The sequence below is a fragment of the Nonomuraea aridisoli genome (assembly GCF_003236395.1).
Classification (GTDB): Bacteria; Actinomycetota; Actinomycetes; order Streptosporangiales; family Streptosporangiaceae; genus Nonomuraea; species Nonomuraea aridisoli.
Genome location: NZ_POUD01000077.1, coordinates 15,504 through 33,612, shown reverse-complemented (window position 1 = coordinate 33,612; position 18,109 = coordinate 15,504). Strand labels below are relative to the sequence as shown.

16 protein-coding genes are annotated in these 18,109 nt (G+C 72.7%); 9 read left to right on the top strand and 7 right to left on the bottom strand.

All coding sequences use genetic code 11. The features are described from left to right. Window positions 1-107: 107 nt before the first annotated feature. Window positions 108-824: an urease accessory protein UreG gene (ureG, locus tag C1J01_RS19900; RefSeq protein ID WP_111180485.1), complete on the bottom strand. Its 717-nt coding sequence runs from the start codon at window positions 822-824 to the stop codon at window positions 108-110. Window positions 825-1,198: 374 nt separating this feature from the next. On the opposite strand from ureG, the gene C1J01_RS19895 reads away from it, so the two are divergent. After that, entirely contained in the window at window positions 1,199-2,176 is a 978-nt protein-coding gene (locus C1J01_RS19895) for an aldo/keto reductase (RefSeq protein WP_111180484.1), read from the top strand. Between the two features lie 21 nt (window positions 2,177-2,197). Continuing rightward, complete coding sequence (locus tag C1J01_RS19890; protein ID WP_111180483.1) at window positions 2,198-4,075, top strand: HEAT repeat domain-containing protein; 1,878 nt, start codon at window positions 2,198-2,200, stop codon at window positions 4,073-4,075. Here C1J01_RS19890 and C1J01_RS19885 read toward each other — a convergent pair. After that, a complete protein-coding gene (locus C1J01_RS19885) occupies window positions 4,023-5,375 on the bottom strand; it encodes an APC family permease (RefSeq protein ID WP_111180482.1) in 1,353 nt (450 codons plus the stop codon). The genes C1J01_RS19890 and C1J01_RS19885 overlap by 53 nt on opposite strands. A gap of 193 nt (window positions 5,376-5,568) precedes the next feature. On the opposite strand from C1J01_RS19885, the gene rraA reads away from it, so the two are divergent. Together rraA and C1J01_RS19875 are read left to right on the top strand one after the other, a co-directional pair. After that, window positions 5,569-6,045 carry a ribonuclease E activity regulator RraA gene (gene rraA, locus C1J01_RS19880; protein WP_111180481.1) on the top strand — a complete coding sequence of 159 codons (477 nt, stop codon included), beginning with the start codon at window positions 5,569-5,571 and terminating at the stop codon, window positions 6,043-6,045. 67 nt (window positions 6,046-6,112) lie between these two features. Beyond that, the gene (locus tag C1J01_RS19875; protein WP_235854546.1) at window positions 6,113-6,409 is read left to right on the top strand and encodes a DUF3817 domain-containing protein; all 297 of its coding nucleotides are present in this window, start codon (window positions 6,113-6,115) and stop codon (window positions 6,407-6,409) included. A 22-nt stretch (window positions 6,410-6,431) separates the two neighbouring features. Here the strand turns inward: C1J01_RS19875 and C1J01_RS19870 are convergent, their stop codons facing one another. Then, the gene (locus C1J01_RS19870; RefSeq protein ID WP_111180479.1) at window positions 6,432-7,052 is read right to left on the bottom strand and encodes a TetR/AcrR family transcriptional regulator; all 621 of its coding nucleotides are present in this window, start codon (window positions 7,050-7,052) and stop codon (window positions 6,432-6,434) included. Between the two features lie 46 nt (window positions 7,053-7,098). Here C1J01_RS19870 and C1J01_RS19865 point away from each other — a divergent pair, with 46 nt between their 5' ends. Further along, complete coding sequence (locus tag C1J01_RS19865) at window positions 7,099-7,941, top strand: CPBP family intramembrane glutamic endopeptidase (protein WP_235854545.1); 843 nt, start codon at window positions 7,099-7,101, stop codon at window positions 7,939-7,941. Window positions 7,942-7,954: 13 nt separating this feature from the next. Here C1J01_RS19865 and C1J01_RS19860 read toward each other — a convergent pair whose 3' ends face one another. The 3 genes from C1J01_RS19860 to C1J01_RS19850 form a co-directional block, all read right to left on the bottom strand. Beyond that, window positions 7,955-8,266: a type II toxin-antitoxin system PemK/MazF family toxin gene (locus C1J01_RS19860; RefSeq protein WP_111180477.1), complete on the bottom strand. Its 312-nt coding sequence runs from the start codon at window positions 8,264-8,266 to the stop codon at window positions 7,955-7,957. Next, the gene (locus C1J01_RS19855) at window positions 8,263-8,514 is read right to left on the bottom strand and encodes a hypothetical protein (protein ID WP_111180476.1); all 252 of its coding nucleotides are present in this window, start codon (window positions 8,512-8,514) and stop codon (window positions 8,263-8,265) included. The genes C1J01_RS19860 and C1J01_RS19855 overlap by 4 nt, the downstream gene beginning before the upstream one ends. A 116-nt stretch (window positions 8,515-8,630) precedes the next feature. Beyond that, entirely contained in the window at window positions 8,631-11,651 is a 3,021-nt protein-coding gene (locus C1J01_RS19850) for an AfsR/SARP family transcriptional regulator (protein WP_181448861.1), read from the bottom strand. A 379-nt stretch (window positions 11,652-12,030) separates the two neighbouring features. Between C1J01_RS19850 and C1J01_RS19845 the strand changes: the two genes are divergently transcribed. The 3 genes from C1J01_RS19845 to asnB all read left to right on the top strand — a co-directional run bounded on the left by C1J01_RS19845 (window position 12,031) and on the right by asnB (window position 16,296). Continuing rightward, a complete protein-coding gene (locus tag C1J01_RS19845) occupies window positions 12,031-13,128 on the top strand; it encodes a HesA/MoeB/ThiF family protein (protein WP_111180474.1) in 1,098 nt (365 codons plus the stop codon). Further along, window positions 13,125-14,360, top strand: a complete 1,236-nt coding sequence (locus tag C1J01_RS19840; protein ID WP_111180473.1) for a hypothetical protein — start codon at window positions 13,125-13,127, stop codon at window positions 14,358-14,360. The genes C1J01_RS19845 and C1J01_RS19840 overlap by 4 nt, the downstream gene beginning before the upstream one ends. Before the next feature lie 88 nt (window positions 14,361-14,448). Continuing rightward, window positions 14,449-16,296, top strand: a complete 1,848-nt coding sequence (asnB, locus tag C1J01_RS19835; protein WP_111180472.1) for an asparagine synthase (glutamine-hydrolyzing) — start codon at window positions 14,449-14,451, stop codon at window positions 16,294-16,296. Window positions 16,297-16,408: 112 nt separating this feature from the next. On the opposite strand, the gene C1J01_RS19830 is transcribed toward asnB, so the two are convergent. After that, on the bottom strand, window positions 16,409-17,011 hold the full coding sequence (locus C1J01_RS19830) for a helix-turn-helix domain-containing protein (RefSeq protein ID WP_220040000.1): 603 nt from the start codon (window positions 17,009-17,011) through the stop codon (window positions 16,409-16,411). 134 nt (window positions 17,012-17,145) lie between these two features. On the opposite strand from C1J01_RS19830, the gene C1J01_RS19825 reads away from it, so the two are divergent. Then, window positions 17,146-18,027, top strand: coding sequence for a hypothetical protein (locus C1J01_RS19825; RefSeq protein WP_111180470.1), 882 nt, complete (start codon window positions 17,146-17,148; stop codon window positions 18,025-18,027). The last annotated feature ends 82 nt before the right edge of the window (window positions 18,028-18,109 follow it).

Here is an 18,109-nt window from a genome sequence, read left to right as displayed (position 1 = left end):
ACCCTGGACACCCCATTACGCGCACAGCGCACCACCGCCGACGCGCCGCTTCTCCGGAGGCGCTCTCACTCAGGTGATGGCTCGCCTCCTCCCGGGGCTGGTGGTCGTCATGCTGGGGCCGTGGTTCGGCGGTGGGGGCGCTGGACGGGGCGTTCGGCGAGGCGGCGGCGTACCCAGGCGGCGATGGGGTGGATGCCGCCTTCGGCCCTGACGCTGGTGAGGATGACGGGGAGTGTGCCGCGTGCGGCACAGGCGTCGCGTTCCATGACGGCGAGGTCCGCGCCGACGTACGGGGCCAGGTCGGTTTTGTTGATCACCAGGAGGTCGGCCGAGGTCAGGCCGGGGCCGCCCTTGCGTGGGATGTCGTCGCCGCCCGCCACGTCGATGATGAAGATCTGGTGGTCGACGAGGCCCTGGGAGAAGGTGGCGGTCAGGTTGTCGCCGCCGGACTCGATCAGGACCAGGTCGAGAGGGTCGAGCCGGGCCTGGAGGTCTTCGACGGCCTCCAGGTTGGCGGAGATGTCGTCCCGGATGGCGGTGTGCGGGCAGGTGCCGGTCTCGACGGCCGTGATCCGCTCGGGCGGCAGCACGGCCTGCCGCAGCAGGGCCTCGGCGTCCTCCCGGGTGTAGATGTCGTTGGTCACGACGGCGATGGAGAGCAGGTCGCGCAGTTCGCGGCACAGGGCGGCGACGGTGGCCGTCTTGCCGGAGCCGACGGGGCCGCCGAGGCCGATGCGCAGGGCACGCCGGCCGTCGTGGGCCGCCGCGCCGCCGTCTCCTATGGCCGTGTCGAAGAGCGGGGGTTCGGTGTAGTGCAGATGCATGGCGCCTCCGGTGCGGGTTGGAGGAGTGTGCGGGTGTATCAGCTGGCGAGGTGGGCGAGTCGCTTGCTCCGGTTAGTGGGGTCCGAAGTCTGGAGCGTTTTGTCGGTGGGCACACCTCCCATCACCTCGTCGCGGCTGAGCACGCCGTGCCCGGAATCCATCAGCTCCTTGACGCCTGCTCGTGCGGGGTCAGGTGCACATCGCCCTCCCGCGTGTTAGCACTCCGCAAGGACATGATTACGAAAAGTCACCGATTTGAGGAGGGGGCGGCAGGCCACGTTCGCCTCACCAACGCGCCAGCGCAACAGCACCTTGACCTGGAGTCCGCTCCAGCTGACAAGGTTTTCCCGTCCGACATATGAAGGAGAAGCGCAATGAGTACCCGGACTCTGGGACGTAGTGGGATCCGCGTGAGCCCGATCGGGTTCGGTGCGTGGGCGATCGGCGGGCCGTTCGTCTCCGGAGGCAAGCCGGCGGGCTGGGGCGAGGTGGACGACGACGAGTCTGTCGCCGCCGTGCACCGCGCCCTCGACCTCGGCGTCACGTTCTTCGACACCGCCGACGTGTACGGCACCGGCCACAGCGAGCGGGTGCTCGCCCGCGCGCTGGCCGGGCGGCGTGACGAGGTGGTGATCGCCACCAAGTTCGGCAACGTCTTCGACCCGGCCACCCGCACCGTCACCGGGCACGACGTCTCACCGGCGTACATCCGGCAGGCGTGCCGCGCCTCGCTGGAGCGGCTCGGCACCGACCGCGTCGACCTCTACCAGCTGCACGTCGGCGACGCGCCCCTGGAGCAGGTGGACGACATGATCGCCGCGCTGGAGGACCTCGTCGCCGAGGGCCTGATCCGCTCGTACGGCTGGAGCACCGACGACCCCGCGCGGGCGGCCGCGTTCGCGAAGGGGCCGCACTGCGCCGCCGTGCAGCACCAGCTCAACGTCCTGAACGACACCCCGGAGATGCTGGCCGCCTGCGATGCCCACGACCTCGCCTCGGTCAACCGCGGGCCGCTGGCGATGGGGCTGCTGTCGGGCAAGTACGGCCCTGACACGCGGCTGCCGATGGACGACGTGCGCGGCGACTCCCCGCAGTGGATGACGTACTTCGCGGACGGCCGCCCGGCCCCTGAGTTCCTCGCCAAGCTCGACGCGATCCGTGACGTGCTCACCTCCGGCGGCCGCACCCTCGCCCAGGGCGCCCTGGCCTGGCTGCTGGCCCGCAGCGAGCGCACGGTGCCGATCCCCGGCATCCGGACCGTCGCCCAGGCCGAGCAGAACGCCGGCGCGCTCCAGCACGGCCCGCTCGACGAGGCCCAGCTGCGCCAGATCGACGAGCTGCTCGGCCGCTGACCTCTGGCAGGATGTCGGCCCATGGCAGAGGAGATCTTCGCCGGCCTGGACGACATCCGCTGGGCGCGCATGCGCCACGCCTACGGGCCGGCCGCCGACGTGCCCGGCCTGCTGCGCGGCCTCGCCGATCCCGACCCGGCCGTCCGCGAGACCGCGCTCGACGGCATGTACGGCACGGTGCACCACCAGGGCGACGTCTACCCGTGCACGGTCGCGGCGATCCCGTTCCTGCTGCGCATCGCCGCCGACCCCGGGGTGCCGGGCCGTGCCGAAGTCGTGCGGCTGCTGGCGGGGATCGGCTCGGCCGAGGATCCCACCGAGCTGGAAGGGGCGTACCGGAAGGCCAACCAGGCGGTCGGGGCGGCGTACCCGCTGTGGGAGAAGCTGCTGGAGGACGCCGACCCGCGGGTGCGCGAGGCCGTCACCGAAGTGCTGCCCGCCTGCACGCGCCGCGGGCGCGCGGCGCTCACCCTCCTGACCGCCCGCCTGCCGCACGAGCCCGACGAGTCCGTACGGACCGCCATCGTCCGCACGGTGGGCACGCTGGCCCGCGCCGAGGGCGACCCCGGCCAGGAGCCGCGCGACTGGCTGGCGGGCGTGGCCGCCGCCGAGCCCGGCGTGCGGCTGCGCCTGGTGGCGCTGACCGAGCTCACCTCCCTGCCCGGCGTTTCCGACGTGATGGGCGCGGACGACGCCCTCGACCTGCTCGCCGCCGTCTACCGGACGGGCACGCCGGTCACGGAACCCGCCGCCTTCGAGACCGCCACCCCGGCCGGGGCCGTGCGCCGCTCATGCGAGCAGGCCGCTCAGTGTCGGCGCGCGCCGGAGGCGGCCGATCTCGTACGCGGCCTGAGCAGGTCGTACGGCGACCGGGTGGCCGAGCGCGTACGCCTGCTGACGGGCCTGCTGCGGTCACCCGAGTGGGAGTGCCACGCCGACGCCCTGCCGGTGGCGGACCACCTCGTCTCCGGGTGGCGCGGCGACTACCGCGAGCTGGTCGGCGTGGTCGGCGAGCGCATCCGCGACGGACATCCGCGCACGCGCCCGGCGACGGTCCGCATGCTGGAGGACCTGGGCGAGGTGGCCCTTCCGGCGGTCGACGCGCTGGCCGAGGCCCTGGAGAGCACGCCCCGGCGCGCTGTGCCGCACACCGAGGCGGACGGGACGGATCTGCCGTGGGTGATCGAGTGGGCGAGCGGCCCGCCGACCGTCTCTCCCGGGGTGCGGGTGCTCGCGCGGGCGGGCGACCCGCGCGCGCTCCCGATGGTGGCCTGGGCGCTCGACCACGAGCCGATGCCGAACCACGCGACCTCGTGTGCGGTCTCGCTGGGGACGCGGGCCGCGCCGCTGCTGCCCCTGCTGATCGCGCGCCTGCGCGACCTGCCCGCCGGTGACCGGTTCGATGATCGCCGTGACGACGTCGCGTACGCGCTGGCCGCCATCGGTCCCGCCGCCGCCGAGGCCCTGCCCGTCCTGCTCGCCGGTCCCCACACCCATGCGGTGATCAGGGCGCTCGGCAAGATCGCGGCCACGGAAGGGGAGGTCGTGGACGCCCTGCGCGTGGCGGCCGGCGCCGCCGACCGGAGGACCGCGGTGACGGCCGCGAGCGCGCTCTGGGAGATCGCCGGGGACGCCGAGCCGGCGCTCGCCGTCGCCGGCCGATACCTCGACGACGACGACCGGCACGCCTGGCGCGACGCGGCCGAACTCCTGGCGGGCGTCGGCCAGGCCACGAAACCCCAGCTGACGCGCCTGCGCCGGCTCACCCGCCGCAAAGACCCGCAGCGCGGACGAGGACCTGGTGCGGCGCTGTCGCGAGGCCCTGGCCGCGATCGGCGCACCCTGATCACCCGGCCGGAGTGGCCCTGCGCGCCTGGTAGCGCAGCGCCAGCCAGTTGATCACCCACAGCGCCAGCCCGATGAGCAGCAGCACCCCGGCGCGGATGTACACCTCGGCGGGACGCCCGGTCAGCGGGCTGGCCAGCACCAACGCCAGCACCGCGCCGATCACCGGGAGCGCGGTGGGCGCCCGGTAGTGCTTGTGCTCCACCTGGTCCTTGCGCAGCACGAGCACGGCCACGTTGACCACCGTGAACACGCACAGCAGCAGGAACGCCGTGGTGTCGCCGAGCCCCCGGATCTCGCCGGTCGAGATCAGCGCGATGGCGAGCGCCGTGGTGAACAGGATGCCGACCACCGGGGTGCGGCGGCGCGGGTCGACCCAGCCGAGGCCGCTCGGCACGACCCGCTCGTTGGCCAGGCCGTACACGAGCCGGGAGGCCATCATCATGTTGATCAGCGCCGAGTTGGCCACGGCGAAGATGGCGATCGCGGCGAAGAGCTGCGGCGGGAAGTTGAGCCCGCCCGCCTTCACCACTTCGAGCAGCGGGCCCGACGACCCCTCCAGCACGTGCGTCGGGACCAGCAGCGAGGAGGTGATGGCCACGAGGATGTAGACGGTGCTGGTGATCGCCACGCCCAGGAAGATCGCGCGGGGGAAGTTGCGCGAGGGGTCCTGGGTCTCCTCGGCCATGTTCACCGAGTCCTCGAACCCGACGAACGCGAAGAAGGCCAGCGCCGTGCTGCCGAGCAGGGCGTACATCAGGCCGCCCGCCCCCTCGACGTCGATCTCGGCCAGCCGGGACGGCTCCCCGGCGCCGGTGAAGACGGCGTAGACGCCGATCGCGATGATCACCAGCAGGCCGGTGAGCTCGATCAGGGTGAACACGATGTTGGTCTTGACCGACTCGGAGACGCCCCGGTAGTTCAGCGCCGCGACGGCGACGATGAAGATGATGCCCACCACCACGCCGGGCACCGAGACGAACGCCTCCAGGTAGTCGCCGCCGATCGCCCGGGCGGCCGCGCTGGCCGAGGTGAGCCCGGAGCACATCACCGTGAACGCCACCATGAAGGTGAAGAACGGCTTGTTGAAGGCGCGCTGCGTGTACAACGCCGCACCGGCCGCCTTCGGGTACTTCGTGACCAGCTCGACGTACGACATCGCGGTCAGCGCGGCGATCACGAACCCGATCAGGAACGGCAACCACAGTGCGCCGCCGACCTGCCCGGCCACGGACCCCGTGAGCGCGTAGACGCCGGTGCCGAGGATGTCGCCGACGATGAAGAGAATGAGAAGCTTCGGACCGATCGCCCGCTTCAGAGGGACGTGACCGGTCTCCGGTACGGGGGGCGTCATGAGAATGCTCGTTCCCCTTGTCGATGTTCTTGACACGGCCGGTCGGACCCGGAGCCCCAAGCCGTCCCCCAGCGGTCGCGCTGAAGATCCTCATTGTGACCGAGCGTGACGGGCGGCGGGCTCGAATCGGCCCAGCGGGCATCGTGGCGCGGTGACATTGCCCGTCCGGGTGATCCGTTGAGAAGGTGTCACCATGACCATCGCCACCGCGGACCTGTACGACGAGCGCGGCGACCAGTTCCACTCGTGCGACCTGCAACTGCGCCAGTACGGCGGCCGCCGCGCGTTCGCCGGGCGGGTGGCGACCGTCCGTTGCCGCGAGGACAACGCGCTGCTCAGGTCCGTCCTGGCCGAGCCGGGCGAGGGTCGCGTCCTGGTGGTGGACGGCGGCGGTTCGCTGCGCACCGCCCTGATGGGCGACGTCATCGCCGGCATGGCGGTCGCCAACGGCTGGGCCGGCGTGGTGATCAACGGCGCCGTACGCGACGTCGCCCTGCTGCGCGAGCTGGACCTCGGCGTGAAGGCGCTGGGCTCCAACCCGAGGAAGAGCGCCAAGCAGGGCACCGGCGAGCGTGACGTCCCGGTCACCTTCGGCGGCGCCCTGTTCCACCCGGGCGCCGAGTTGTTCGGCGACGACGACGGCGTCCTCGTGACCCGCCCCGGTCGCTGAGACGGTGGCGCGGGCCTTGCTCTACGGCTTGTAGAGTATGCGCGAGTGCCGGGTGAGAGGATGGATCGTGCTGCGCTGGTTCCGGGTCGTCGCGGTGGCCGAGGCCTGCTCGTGGGCAGGGCTGCTGGTCGGGATGTTCTTCAAGTACGTGACCGAGACCGGTGAGCTCGGCGTGAAGGTGTTCGGCCCGATCCACGGGGCGCTGTTCGTGCTCTACGCGCTCGGGGTGGTGCTCTGCGCCAGGGAGGCCGGCTGGAGCCGGGGCACGGTCGTGCTCGGCCTGGCCTGCGCCGTGCCGCCGTTCACCTCGGTGTGGTTCGAACGCCGGATGGCCGCGCGCGCGGCGGCCGCCCAGCCCGCCTGACCCCGGCGACCGCCGCCCGCCGCTAGGCGCGTGGCGATCCGGACAGGTGGTGCAGCGCGTCGAGGACGGTCTCGCGGATGGCGTCCGGGGAGAACGTCTCCGGATATGTCGCGGTCTGCAGGGTGAGGCCGTCCATGAAGACGTGCAACCGGGCCGCCCGCCGTTCCGGATCGGCGGGCAGCTCCGCGCCCACGTGCGCGGGAAGCGGCAGGCCGAGGTGTGAGGCGATGGCGAGGCGGCAGATGTGCCGCTCGCCCGTCCACGCGGCGGCGCGCAGCTCGGCCAGCGACTCGTCCACATGCGACCGGACCAGGCAGGCCAGCCAGACCTCGACCTCGACGCGGCGGTCGTCGTCGAGGGGCAGGAGCTCTTCGAGCAGTCGCCTGCCGCGCTCCGTGCCCGGCAGGTCGGCCTCCAGGAGGCCGGCGACGCGCGCGCCGACGCTCCTGCCGACCGCGTGGGCCGCGAAGACGAGCAGGCCGCGCTGGCTGTCGAAGTAGTGGCGCAGCCCGCCGACCGACACGCCTGCCGCCTCGGCGACCTTGCGCACCGTCGCGCCCTCGATGCCCTCCCGGCTGATGACCTCCCACACGACGCGGGCGAGCTCCTCCCGGCGTCGCTCATGGTCCACGATCTTCGGCACGCGAGCTATTACAGCACAACTGTACGGTCTCGGTTACAGTACGGTTGTGCGAAATAATGCGTTACCGCGGACCACGCTGATCGGCGGGCTGCTGCTCATCGCCGGGTCGGCCGTCTGGCTCGTGCTGAACGACGCCACCGGCATCCGCCACTCCGCCGACCACGACGGCACCGTTCCGATGTGGCACCGCTGGGTCCCCGTCGCGGCCGGCCTGCTCGTCGCCCGGCTGGTGCCGGCGACGACGCCTCCCGAGGCGCACGAGCCGCCGGGGCGGGCCCTCCGCGTCCAGGCGGGCGTCATGCTGGCCGCGGGGGTGCTCTTCGCGGTGACGCTGCGGCTGGTGGGCGGGGGCGAACCGGCGCACACCGCACTCAAGCTGCTCCTGCTGCTGGCGGTGCCGCTGGTGCTGTTCCGGGTGACCCGCGGAGTGCGGCTCGGGGCGCCGGACGCCGCGGCCTGGCGCCGCTACGGGCCGGTCGCGCCGGTGGCCGTCTGGTTGTCGCTCTCCTACGCCGGGCCGACGGCCGTCCCGCCCGGTTCGTCCTGGGCCGGCACGAGCCTGGCCTGCGCGCTGGCCGCGGTCGTCGTCGTGTTCGCCGTCAACGCCCTGCTGGAGGAGGTCTTCTACCGGCGCTGGCTGCAGACCCGGTGGGAGCGGATCCTCGGCCGATGGCCCGCCGTCGTGCTCGTCTCGCTGCTCTTCGGCGCCTGGCACGTCGGCATCATGGGCACCGGCGACCTCACCCGCGACCTGGCCTCCGTATTCGTCAACCAGGCGGTCCAGGGGCTCTTCCTCGGCTACCTCTGGAGCAAGTACCGCATGATGTGGCCGATCCTCGTCGTGCACGGCATGATCAACGTGGGCCCGAGCCTGGTGCGGCTGCTCTGACGGCGATCCCGGGTCAGCCCGCGGTGCCGAAGATGGTGGCGATCATGCCGCGTACGGCGGCGAGCCGGTCGTCGGGGAGGTCGCCGACCTTGGACTTGAGCCGGGTGGCGGCCACGGTGCTGATGCGGTCGACCATGGCGGCGCGGTCCTCGCCGACGTCGACCGCGAACGCCGTCAGGGCGCGCGCCATGTCGATGGGCTCGACGTGCGCGGTGAGCACGTTGTCGCCGTAGAGGGTGTGGTAGAAGTCGCCGGACACGACCAGCCGGACCTCGTCGCGGTCGCCGAGCTGGACGGACCAGAGCTCGCCGAAGCGGTGGGTCACGCGGCCTCGCCGTGGTGCTCGTCGGAGGCCCGCGCGACGTCCTCGGTGACGATCCGCTCGTCGGCCTCCTGGGCGGCGCCGGCGCCGTAGACCGCGGCGCGCGCGGCCGGGGAGTGGGCGGCGGCGATCTCCCGCAGGGCGCCGCGCGCCAGGAACGCCGACAGGCTCATGCCGCGCGCCTCGGCGTGTTCCCGGGCGGCCTTGAGGATCCAGGCTTCCATGCTGATCGACGTCTTCTCCATCGCCATACCGGGAGTGTACGCCGCGAGTATTACCCGCAGTAGGGAGACAGTGGAATATCCCGTTACGGTGGCCGGCGTCAGAGTTCGCGGGCGACCCCGGCGGGCGATGCGGGCGGCGCCCCTTAAACGCCCAAATGCCGATATAAGGGATTCGGCTGATATTTCGGGCTATTTTCGAGAAGCTCCCTGACCTGTACGGCCTCCGCCGATCCCAGGCTCGTGAACAGCTCCAGCGCCTCCGTCCAGGCGGCCGAGGCGGCGTCCCGATCGCCCAGGTCGGCGTGCGCGCGGCCGATCTCGCGCAGCACCCTCGCCCGCCACAACGACGCCCCCAACCGGCCGATCAGCTCGCCGCTGCGGGTGAAGTGGCACAGAGCCTCGCGGATGCGGCCCTGCCGGTGGCACAGCTCGCCGAAGGCGTACGTGGTCAGGGCCTCGCCGAGCGCGTTACCCGAGCGTTCGAACTCCTTCAGGCACTGCTCCAGCACGCGGGTGGCCTCGGCGTACCTGCCCAGCGCCCCGTACGCCTCCGCGAGCCGGCGCAGCGTCTTCGGCTCGCCGCCGTCGTAGTCGAGCTCGCGGGTCAGGCGCAGGCTCTCCTCGTAGTAGCGGACGGCCTCCTCCACCCGGCCCTTCTCATAGCAGGCGATGCCGAGGCCGCGCAGCAGGCGGGAGCGGTCGAGGCGGTTGCGGCCGCCGGAGGTCAGCTCCAGCCCGCGATGGCAGACCTCGATCGCGTCGTCGTACCGGCCGACCTCCTCGTGCACGGCCGAGAGGTCGAGCAGCGCGTGCAGGGCCCCGCCGTCGTCGCCCAGCTCCTGGAAGAGCCGCACCGCCGCGGTCAGGTCGGTTAGCGCCGCCTGGTGGTCGCTCAGGACGTGCCGGCACACGCCCCGGCCGGTCATCGCGTACGTCGCCGCGTGCCGGTCCCCGGTCCGGGTGAAGTGGCGGTGCAGCGCCTCGAACTCGGCCAGCGCGGTGTGGAACCGGCCGAGGTCGACGTCGGTGTTCGCCAGGATGAGCCGGGCCCTCATCACCTCGTCCGGGTCGCCGAGCGTCATGACGGCCCGCTGGACGCTTACGACGTCGTCGTAGTAGTGGTGGGCGGCGAGGTACGACGTGAGGTGGTAGGCGAGCTGCGCCGCGTCCGCCGTGCACGACAGCTCGACCGCCAGGGCCACGGTCGCGACGAGGTTGCGGCGCTCGGCGGCGAGCCACTCGTACCCCACCTCCCGCTGGGCGGGCGCGTACGGCGGCGGAGGCGCGAACGGCCGGGGCAGGTCGCGCACCGCGGCCCGGGTCCGCGCCAGGCATTCGGCGACCAGCCCGGAGAGCGCCGCGTGGCGCTGCTGCTCGCTCTCCTCCACCTCGGCGCGGTCGCGGGCGTACACGCGCAGCAGGTCGTGCATGCCATACCTGGGCTGGCCGGCCGCGTCGGTCTCGCGCGGCATGAGCAGCCCGGCCATCACGAGGGCCTCGATCGCCGCGTCGGCGTGGCCCGCGGGCTCGCCCAGCAGCGCCGCCACCGCCCACTCGGCCGCGCTCTCGAAACCGGCCAGGCCCAGCAGCCGGAAGGCCCGCTGGGCGGCCGGCGGGAGCGCCGCGTAGCCGACCGCGAAGTTCGCCCGCACGCTCAGCTGGCCGAGGGCCAGTTCGTCCAGGCGCTTCCTGGTGTCCTCCAGGCGGGCGGCGAGGTCGCGCAGCGGCCACGACGGGCGGGCGGCGAGCCGGGCGCCGGCGATCCTGATGGCCAGCGGCAGCCGTCCGCAGGCCGCCAGAATCGCCTGGGCGGCCTCCGGGTCGTGGTCGAGCCGGGACCGTCCGGCCATCCGGGCGAGCAGCTCGCGGGCGTGCGTTCCGGGCGGCGGTTCGAGCGAGACGGCCGTGGCTCCCTCCAGCATGAGACGCGTGCGCGAGGTGATCAGAACGGCGCTGTGCGGGGTTCCGGGGAGCAGCGGACGTACCTGCTCCTCGTCGGCCGCGTCGTCGAGGAGCAGCAGGACCGCGCGGTCGGCCAGCCGCGAGCGGTAGAGCGCGGCGCGCTCGTCGCACGACTCGGGGATCGACGCGCCGTCCACGTGCAGCGCCCGCAGCAGCTCCGCCAGCAGGTCGCCCGGGTCGCGGGGGGTTGGCGAGGCGCCCGCCAGCCGCAGGAACAGCTGCCCGTCGGGGAACCGCGGCCGCAGCCGGTGGGCGAGGTGGACGGCGAGGGTGCTCTTGCCGACGCCCGGCGTGCCGTGCACGGTCGCGATGACCGGCGCGCCGGAGGAGTCGCCGGACATGACCGCGCCCAGCGACTCCAGCTCCCGGTCCCTGCCCACGAAGTCGCCGATGTCCGGCGGGAGCTGGCAGACCGGCGTCCAACGGACGGGCTCGCGGACGGCGGGGCGGTTGAGCGACGGGTCGTCGCGCAGGATCGCGGCGTGCAGCTCGGTCAGCTCGGGGCCGGGCTCGATGCCCAGCTCGGCCACCAGCACCGAACGCGCCCCGCGGTAGACGTCGAGCGCCTCCGCCCGGCGTCCGGCCCGGTAGAGCGCGAGCATGAGCTGGGCCCCGGCCCGCTCCCGCAGGGGGTGGGCCGCGACGACGCCACGCAGCTCGCCGGTCAGGCGGTCGTGGTCGCCCAGGGCGAGACGGACGTCGATCCAGTCGGCCCGCGCCTGCGCCAGCTTCTCCTCCAACTCGGCGAGACGCGCGGTCATGGTGCTGCCCAGCGGGGCGTCCTCGGCCGGCCTGCCGCGCCACAACGACAGCGCCCGGCCGAACCAGCGGTCTGCGGCGGCCAGGTCGCCGTTCCCGGCCTCGCGGCGGGCCCGCTGCACGGCGTCGTCGAAGACCAGCAGGTCCAGCCGGTCGGGTTCGAGGGGGAGCAGGTAGCCCGACCCCTGGGTGTGCAGGGAGGCGATGCCCGACAGGGCCCGGCGTAACTGCGAGACGTACGTCTGGAGGTTGGCCACGGCCGACGAGGGGGGTTCGTCCCACAGGGCAGAGATCAGCCGGTCCCGGGAGATCGGCGTGTTGAGGTGCAGCAGGAGCGTGCCGAGCAGCGCGCGGGACTTGCCGCTCAGCCGTACGGGGCCGCCTTTCCCGCGCACCTGGACCGGGCCGAGGATCGAGAAGTCCGGACGGGGCAGATCGGTCACCGCGGAACCTCCTGTGTTCGGTCGCGCCCCGCGGTGACTCCCCGCGACGCGCCCCGGCACGCGGCGGGCTCTCCGGGCGCCGAGGCCCGCGCGCCCGCCGACGCAAGATCACTGGCATCACGACCGGTCTATCACGGCCATGTTTCGGGGGGTGGTCGCTCGCGCCAGATCGCCCGTATGGCGGATTTATGGGGGTTGTGTGGCGCCTCCGCGCACCATGGTCGCAGTGCTCGGTTGCTCGGGTGAGAGGAGGATTGTCATGAAGATCGAGGTCCGCAAGGTCGAGGCCGTCAAGGCCACCGTGAGGGACGCGTAGTCAAGCAGTCCTCGTGGCGGGGGCGGCGACCGCCGTCCCCGCCCCTTCGATGGGGAGACCCTGATGCGTGTGGTCCTGAAGGAATGCGCCTGGGAGCCGCTCGGCGACGACCTGGTCGTGATCTACGACCCTCGTGAGGCGCTCACGCTGGCCGACCCCGACGGGCGGATCGCGGCGCTGCTGACCGAGCTGTCCGCCGGGCCCCGCACGGCCGCGGAGCTCGCCGCCGCCCTGGCCGCGCGCGGGTTGGAGGCGAGCGAGGCCGACGTGGCCGAGGGGTTGGCCGGGCTCGACTCGCTCGGCCTGCTCGAGGAGGCCGGCGAACGCGACCTCGGCGACCCCGTCGCCGACGAGCGCCACTTCTCCACCCTCACCTTCTTCGGCAGTTTCGCCGGCCTCGGCCGCTCGCGGGCCGGTTACGTGCGGCGGCTGCGTGAGTCGCACGTGCTCGTCCTCGGCGCGGGAGGGGCCGGCTCGTCCATCGTGCAGTGCCTGGCGGGGCTCGGCGTCGGCGCGATGACGCTGGTGGACCGCGACGACGTGGCGCCGCGCAACTTCGCCCGCCAGTTCCTCTACCGGCACCAGGACATCGGCCGCTCGAAGGTGGATCGCGCCGCCGAATGGGTGCGCGAGTACGACCCCACGATCGAGGTGCGCGCCGTCGACCGCTGGATCGCCGGCCCCGAGGACCTGAAGGACCTGACGGCCGACGTCGACCTGATCGCGGGCGGCCTCGACGGCGAGCCCGAGGCCCACCTGTGGGTGAACGAGGCGGCGCTGCGGGCCGGCGTGCCCCTCGTGAGCGGCGGCATGCAACGCACCCAGCTGATGTACTGCTCCGTCGATCCCGGCAGGAGCCCGTGCCTGCTGTGCGACGAGTCCGACCGGCCCGACCCCGGCGAGCCCACCTCGGCGGGCGTGGCCCAGCGGCTCACCCGCGGGCTGCGTCTCAACAACGCCCTCATCGGCCCGATCGCCATGCAGATGGGCTCGCTCATCGCGTACGAGGCGCTGCGTTACCTGACCGGATTCGAGCCGCCCCGCGCCGCCGGCGCGCGCGTCATGCTCGACCTGCGGACCGGGCTGGTGCCGGTCTGGGAGCCGTTCCCGCGCGACCCCGAGTGCCCGGCGTGCGCGCTGGCCCCTGTGAGGCCGGTGTGAGCGTCCCCGAGACGACGACCGTACGGCTGCGCCCGCTCAGCGTGGTCCCGGAGAACGACGACGAGGTCCTGGTCGGCGACCCCGAGACCGGGGTCTTCGTCACCATCCCGGCCGTGGGCGGGGTCGTGATCAACGCGCTGCTGCGCGGGGCGACGCTGGAGGAGACCGCCGCGGAGGCGGAGGCGGTCGCCGGGGAGCCGGTCGACATCCCGTCGTTCGTGGAGACCCTGCGGGAGCTCGGCTTCGTGGACGACGGCGCCCCCGAAGAGCTTGAGGCCGTCCGCACCGCGCCGATCCAGGCGCGGCGGTGGCTGGCCGGCGTGCGGCAGGAGGTCATCCGGCCGTTCTTCGGCCCCGTGGCCTGGATCTGCTACGCGGCCTGCGCCGTCTTCAGCGTCGCCGTCTTCGTCACCTCGCCCGAGTTGTTCCCCCGACCGGCCGAGGACGCGTTCGCGTTCGGCGACATCGGCCTGAGCGCCGTGCTGCTGATGCCGTTCTCCATGGTCTCCATGGCCCTGCACGAGTGCGGGCACTGGCTGGCGGCGCGGGCGATCGGCATCCGGTCGCGGTTCGGCGTCGACCGCAGGCTCATGCTGCTCGTCTTCGAGACCGACCTCACGCAGGTGTGGGCGGTGCCGCGCCGGCAGCGGTACGGGCCGCTGCTCGGCGGCATGGCGATCGACGCCGTGGTGCTCGCCGTGCTGCTCGGCCTGCGGCTGCTCATCCACACCGGTGCGTGGTCGCCACCGGAGACGGTGGACGCCACGCTCGCCGTGTGGGTGTTCGTCAAGCTGACCGGGTTCCTGTGGCAGTGCATGGTCTTCCTGCGCACCGACCTGTACGCCGTCATGGTCAACGCGCTGGGCTGCCGGAACCTGTGGGAGGTCAAGTCGCTCATGCTGCGCCGGGCGTTCGGGCGGCTGACCCCGGAGCAGGCCGCCGAGCTGGACGCGGCCTCGCCGGCCGACGTCCGGGCCGCGCGGTGGTTCCGCTGGGTGTGGCTGGCCGGGTCGCTGGGCGTGCTCGCCTGGTTCGCGTTCTTCCTGCTGCCGGTCGTCGTGGTGGTGCTGGAATGGGCGGTGGCGGGGGTGGCGATGGGGCCGCTCGCGTGGCAGTTCTGGTGGGCGCTGCTCTGCACGGGGCTGCTGCTGGGGCAGGAGTCGCTGGCGTTCGTCCTGGCGGGCAGGGAGTACGTACGCCGGTTCGCGGCCTGGCGCCGGTCGCAGCGATAGCGACATACGTCACATTTCTGGATATTTTGGGACAAACCACCAAAACCGGGCATGGCTTGGTACCTCCGGAATCTGGGGGGACCAGAACATGTGTGGCATATGTGGATGGGTCGATTTCGAAAGGGACCTGCGGGGGGCCCGCGAGACCGCACAGGCGATGACGGACACGATGGCGTGCCGCGGTCCCGACGACCAGGGGCTGTGGCTGGCGCAGCACGCCGCCATCGGACACCGCAGGCTCGCCATCATCGACCTCGCCGGCGGCCGGCAGCCCATGGTCGCCGCGGACGAGGGCCGCGAGCCCGCCGTGCTCGCCTACAGCGGCGAGGTGTACAACTTCCTGGAGCTACGCTCGGAACTGTCCGCCCGCGGTCACCGCTTCCGCACCCACAGCGACACCGAGGTCCTGCTGCGCGCGTACCTGGAATGGGGCCAGGACGTCGCCGAGCACCTCAACGGCATGTTCGCCTTCGCCGTCTGGGACGCCAGGACCGAGGAGCTGTTCCTCATCCGCGACCGCATGGGCATCAAACCGCTGTACTACTACCCGACGCCGCACGGCGTGCTGTTCGGCTCGGAGCCGAAGGCCATCCTCGCCAACCCGCTCGCCCGGCGGGTGCTCGACGCCGAGGGGCTGTGCGAGCTGCTGGCGTTCGTCAAGACACCCGAGCACGCCGTCTTCCAGGGCATGTACGAGGTGCGCCCCGGCCAGATCGTCCGGGTGGACCGGGAAGGCATCCGCAAACGGCGTTACTGGCGGCTGGAGTCGTACGAGCACCCGGACGACGTCGACTCGACCGTCAAGAACGTGCGCGGCCTGCTGGACGACATCATGTCCCGCCAGCTCATCAGCGACGTGCCCCTGTGCACGCTGCTGTCGGGCGGCCTGGACTCCAGCATGGTCACCGCGCTGGCCGCGAAGGACCTGCGCGAGCAGAGCCTCGGCACCGTGCGTTCGTTCGCCGTCGACTTCGCGGGGTACGCCGAGAACTTCCACCCCGACCTCACCCGCTCGACGCCCGACACGCCGTACGTGCACGCGCTGGCCGAGCACGTCGGCTCCGACCACACCGACATCGTGCTCGACTCGGCCGAGCTGATGGATCCGTCCGTGCGCGCCGAGGTGCTGCGCGCCCGTGACCTGCCGATGGGCATCGGCGACATGGACTCCTCGCTCTACCTGCTGTTCAAGGCCATCCGCGGGCACTCCACGGTGGCGCTGTCGGGGGAGTCGGCCGACGAGGTGTTCGGCGGCTACCGGTGGTTCCACGACCGCGAGGCGGTCGAGGCCGACACCTTCCCGTGGCTCGTCGGCGGCTTCGAGGACCACACGGGTGCCGAGCAACTGCTCAGGGACGACCTGGCCCGCAGCATCGACCTCGAGCGCTACCGGGCCGAGCGCTACCGGCAGGCGCTGGACGAGGTGCCGCGGCTGCCCGGCGAGACCGGGCACGAGCGGCGCATGCGCGAGGTCAGCTACCTGCACCTGACGCGGTTCGTGCAGATCCTGCTCGACCGCAAGGACCGCATGAGCATGCGCGTCGGGCTGGAGGTTCGCGTGCCGTTCTGCGACCACCGCCTGGTGGAGTACGTCTTCAACGCGCCGTGGGCGTACAAGACGTACGACGGGCGGGAGAAGAGCCTGCTGCGCGGCGCCTCCGCCGACCTGCTGCCGGAGTCGATCCTGCGGCGCGTCAAGAGCCCGTACCCGGCCACCCAGGACCCCTCGTACGACCGGGTCCTGCGTGAGCGGGCCGGGGCGCTGCTGCGCGACGGCGACTCGCCGGCCGCCCGGCTGATCGACTGGGACAAGGTCCGCGCGATCGTCGAGGGGCCCGTCGGCGTGTCGGGCGCCTCGCCGATCAGGGCGTCGCTGGAGCGGTTCCTGCAGCTCGACACGTGGCTGCGCGAGTACCAGGTCGAGCTCGCCGTCTGACACCCCCGCCCACCGAGCACCGGCCCGTTCCGCCCGCCCAGACGCCGGAACGGGCCGGTCCCATGCGCCCTGAGCCGGGGACCCTTCAGAAGCCGAACGGGGCCGGTCCCGTTCAGAACAGCGACAGCGGCTCGGCCGGGCCGGGGGCGGCCAGCTGCGTGGCGGTCCGGCCGACGTACCGGGAGAGTGAGCGCGCCAGGTGGGGCTGGTCGAAGTAGCCGAGCCGGTGGACCACGTCCTGGACCGGCGCGCCCGCGCGGATCAGCGTCGCCGCCCGCCGGGCCCGGACGATCTGCCGGACGGCGCCCTGGGTGAGCCCGGTCGCCGCCAGGAACCGCCGCTGGACGGTCCGCTCCGACACCTTCGGCGGCGCGCCGCCCAGCACCGCGGCCACCACCGGGTCACGGTCGATGACGTCCTCGCGGACCAGCTGCCGTACGAACTCCTCGGCGTCCTCGTAGCCGGGCAGATGCCAGGACGAGCCCTTCAGGTGGAACGACCTGCGCGTCGCCCCGGGGATCTCGGTGGAGACGTCGACCAGGATCGGAAAGTGCGGCATCGACGTGCCGAGCGCGAAGCTGATCCCGAAGAACGTCGCCTCCTCCGGAACGGGCGCCGGGCTCGCCTTCGACTCCGGCCCCTGCACGGCCACGCTCACCTTGCCGCCCTGCTCCCAGAACACCAGGTCCCACGTGGCCGCCGCCACCGACGTCATCTGCCCGACCCCGTGACTCCGGCTCCGCCACACCCGCTCGATGAACGGCGAGTCCGACCCCCGACTCTCGACCTCCAACCCCATCCCGTTCCCCCTTCCGCCGGAATCGTACGGGATGCAGAATCATGGCCCATATGGGTGAGGTGGGCAGAGGAGCACTCGTCGGCCTGGCGGCCGGAGGCGTACAGGCCGGCATCTGGGCGGTGAGCCCGCCCTGGGACGGGCACTCCGGAGTGGACGGCCCCTATTCGATGCCCATGACGGCGGCGCTCTTCCTGCTCGGGGCGGGCCTCGCGGCCGTAGCCCGGTTGCCGCGCTGGCCTCTCGTCGCGCTCGCCGGTTGCCTCGCCACGCTCTTCCTCGGCGGAGCCCTGTGGGGGATCACGCCCGAGACCTCCTTCTACGACTTCGACCGGTCGCTGCTCGGAGTGGTGCACGTGGTGTCGGCCGTGACGGCGTTCGCCGCGGCCGCCGCGACCCGGTGGTGGACGTGGCTCGGCCTGATCGCCCTCGTCTGCGCGCTGGCCGTCCCCCTGGAGGAACCCGCCTGGCGCTGGCACCTGGCACGCGCCTTCGAACGTGTCGGCGTACCGCTGGTGGCGCCCGACGTGCCCGGGCACCGACTGCACTCGGTTTCCTGGCCGTCGGTCGGCGGGGGGCATGAGCCGGTGCTCGACATGGAGTACCGGCGGCCTGGAGCGGAGGCGGACGGCAGCCTCCCGGCCGTGCAGGTGATCGTGCGCCGGGACGCGGCGGGGACCGCCGGTCAGGCGTGCGCCCGGCCGTACCACCTGGAGTCGTGGGCGTACAGCGGCGGCCACTGCCGGGCGGCCTCCGAGCACCACTGGGTCCGCTCCGGCCGCAACGGTCGCATCGCGGTCTTCACCCGCGCCGCCGGCGCGCTGATCCAACTGGAAAGCCACCGCGCCGGCGAGCGGACCCTCCTGTCAGCCGCCCGGGCCATCCACCCGATCTCCCCCGAGACCCTCGCCCAGCACGTCCACCCGATCCGCTGACCGGTCATTCCTCCCGAGTCACCACGACCTCACTACGGTGCCGTGGGCGACGGGTTCTGGGCCGTGAGCGGTGCCGTGCCGG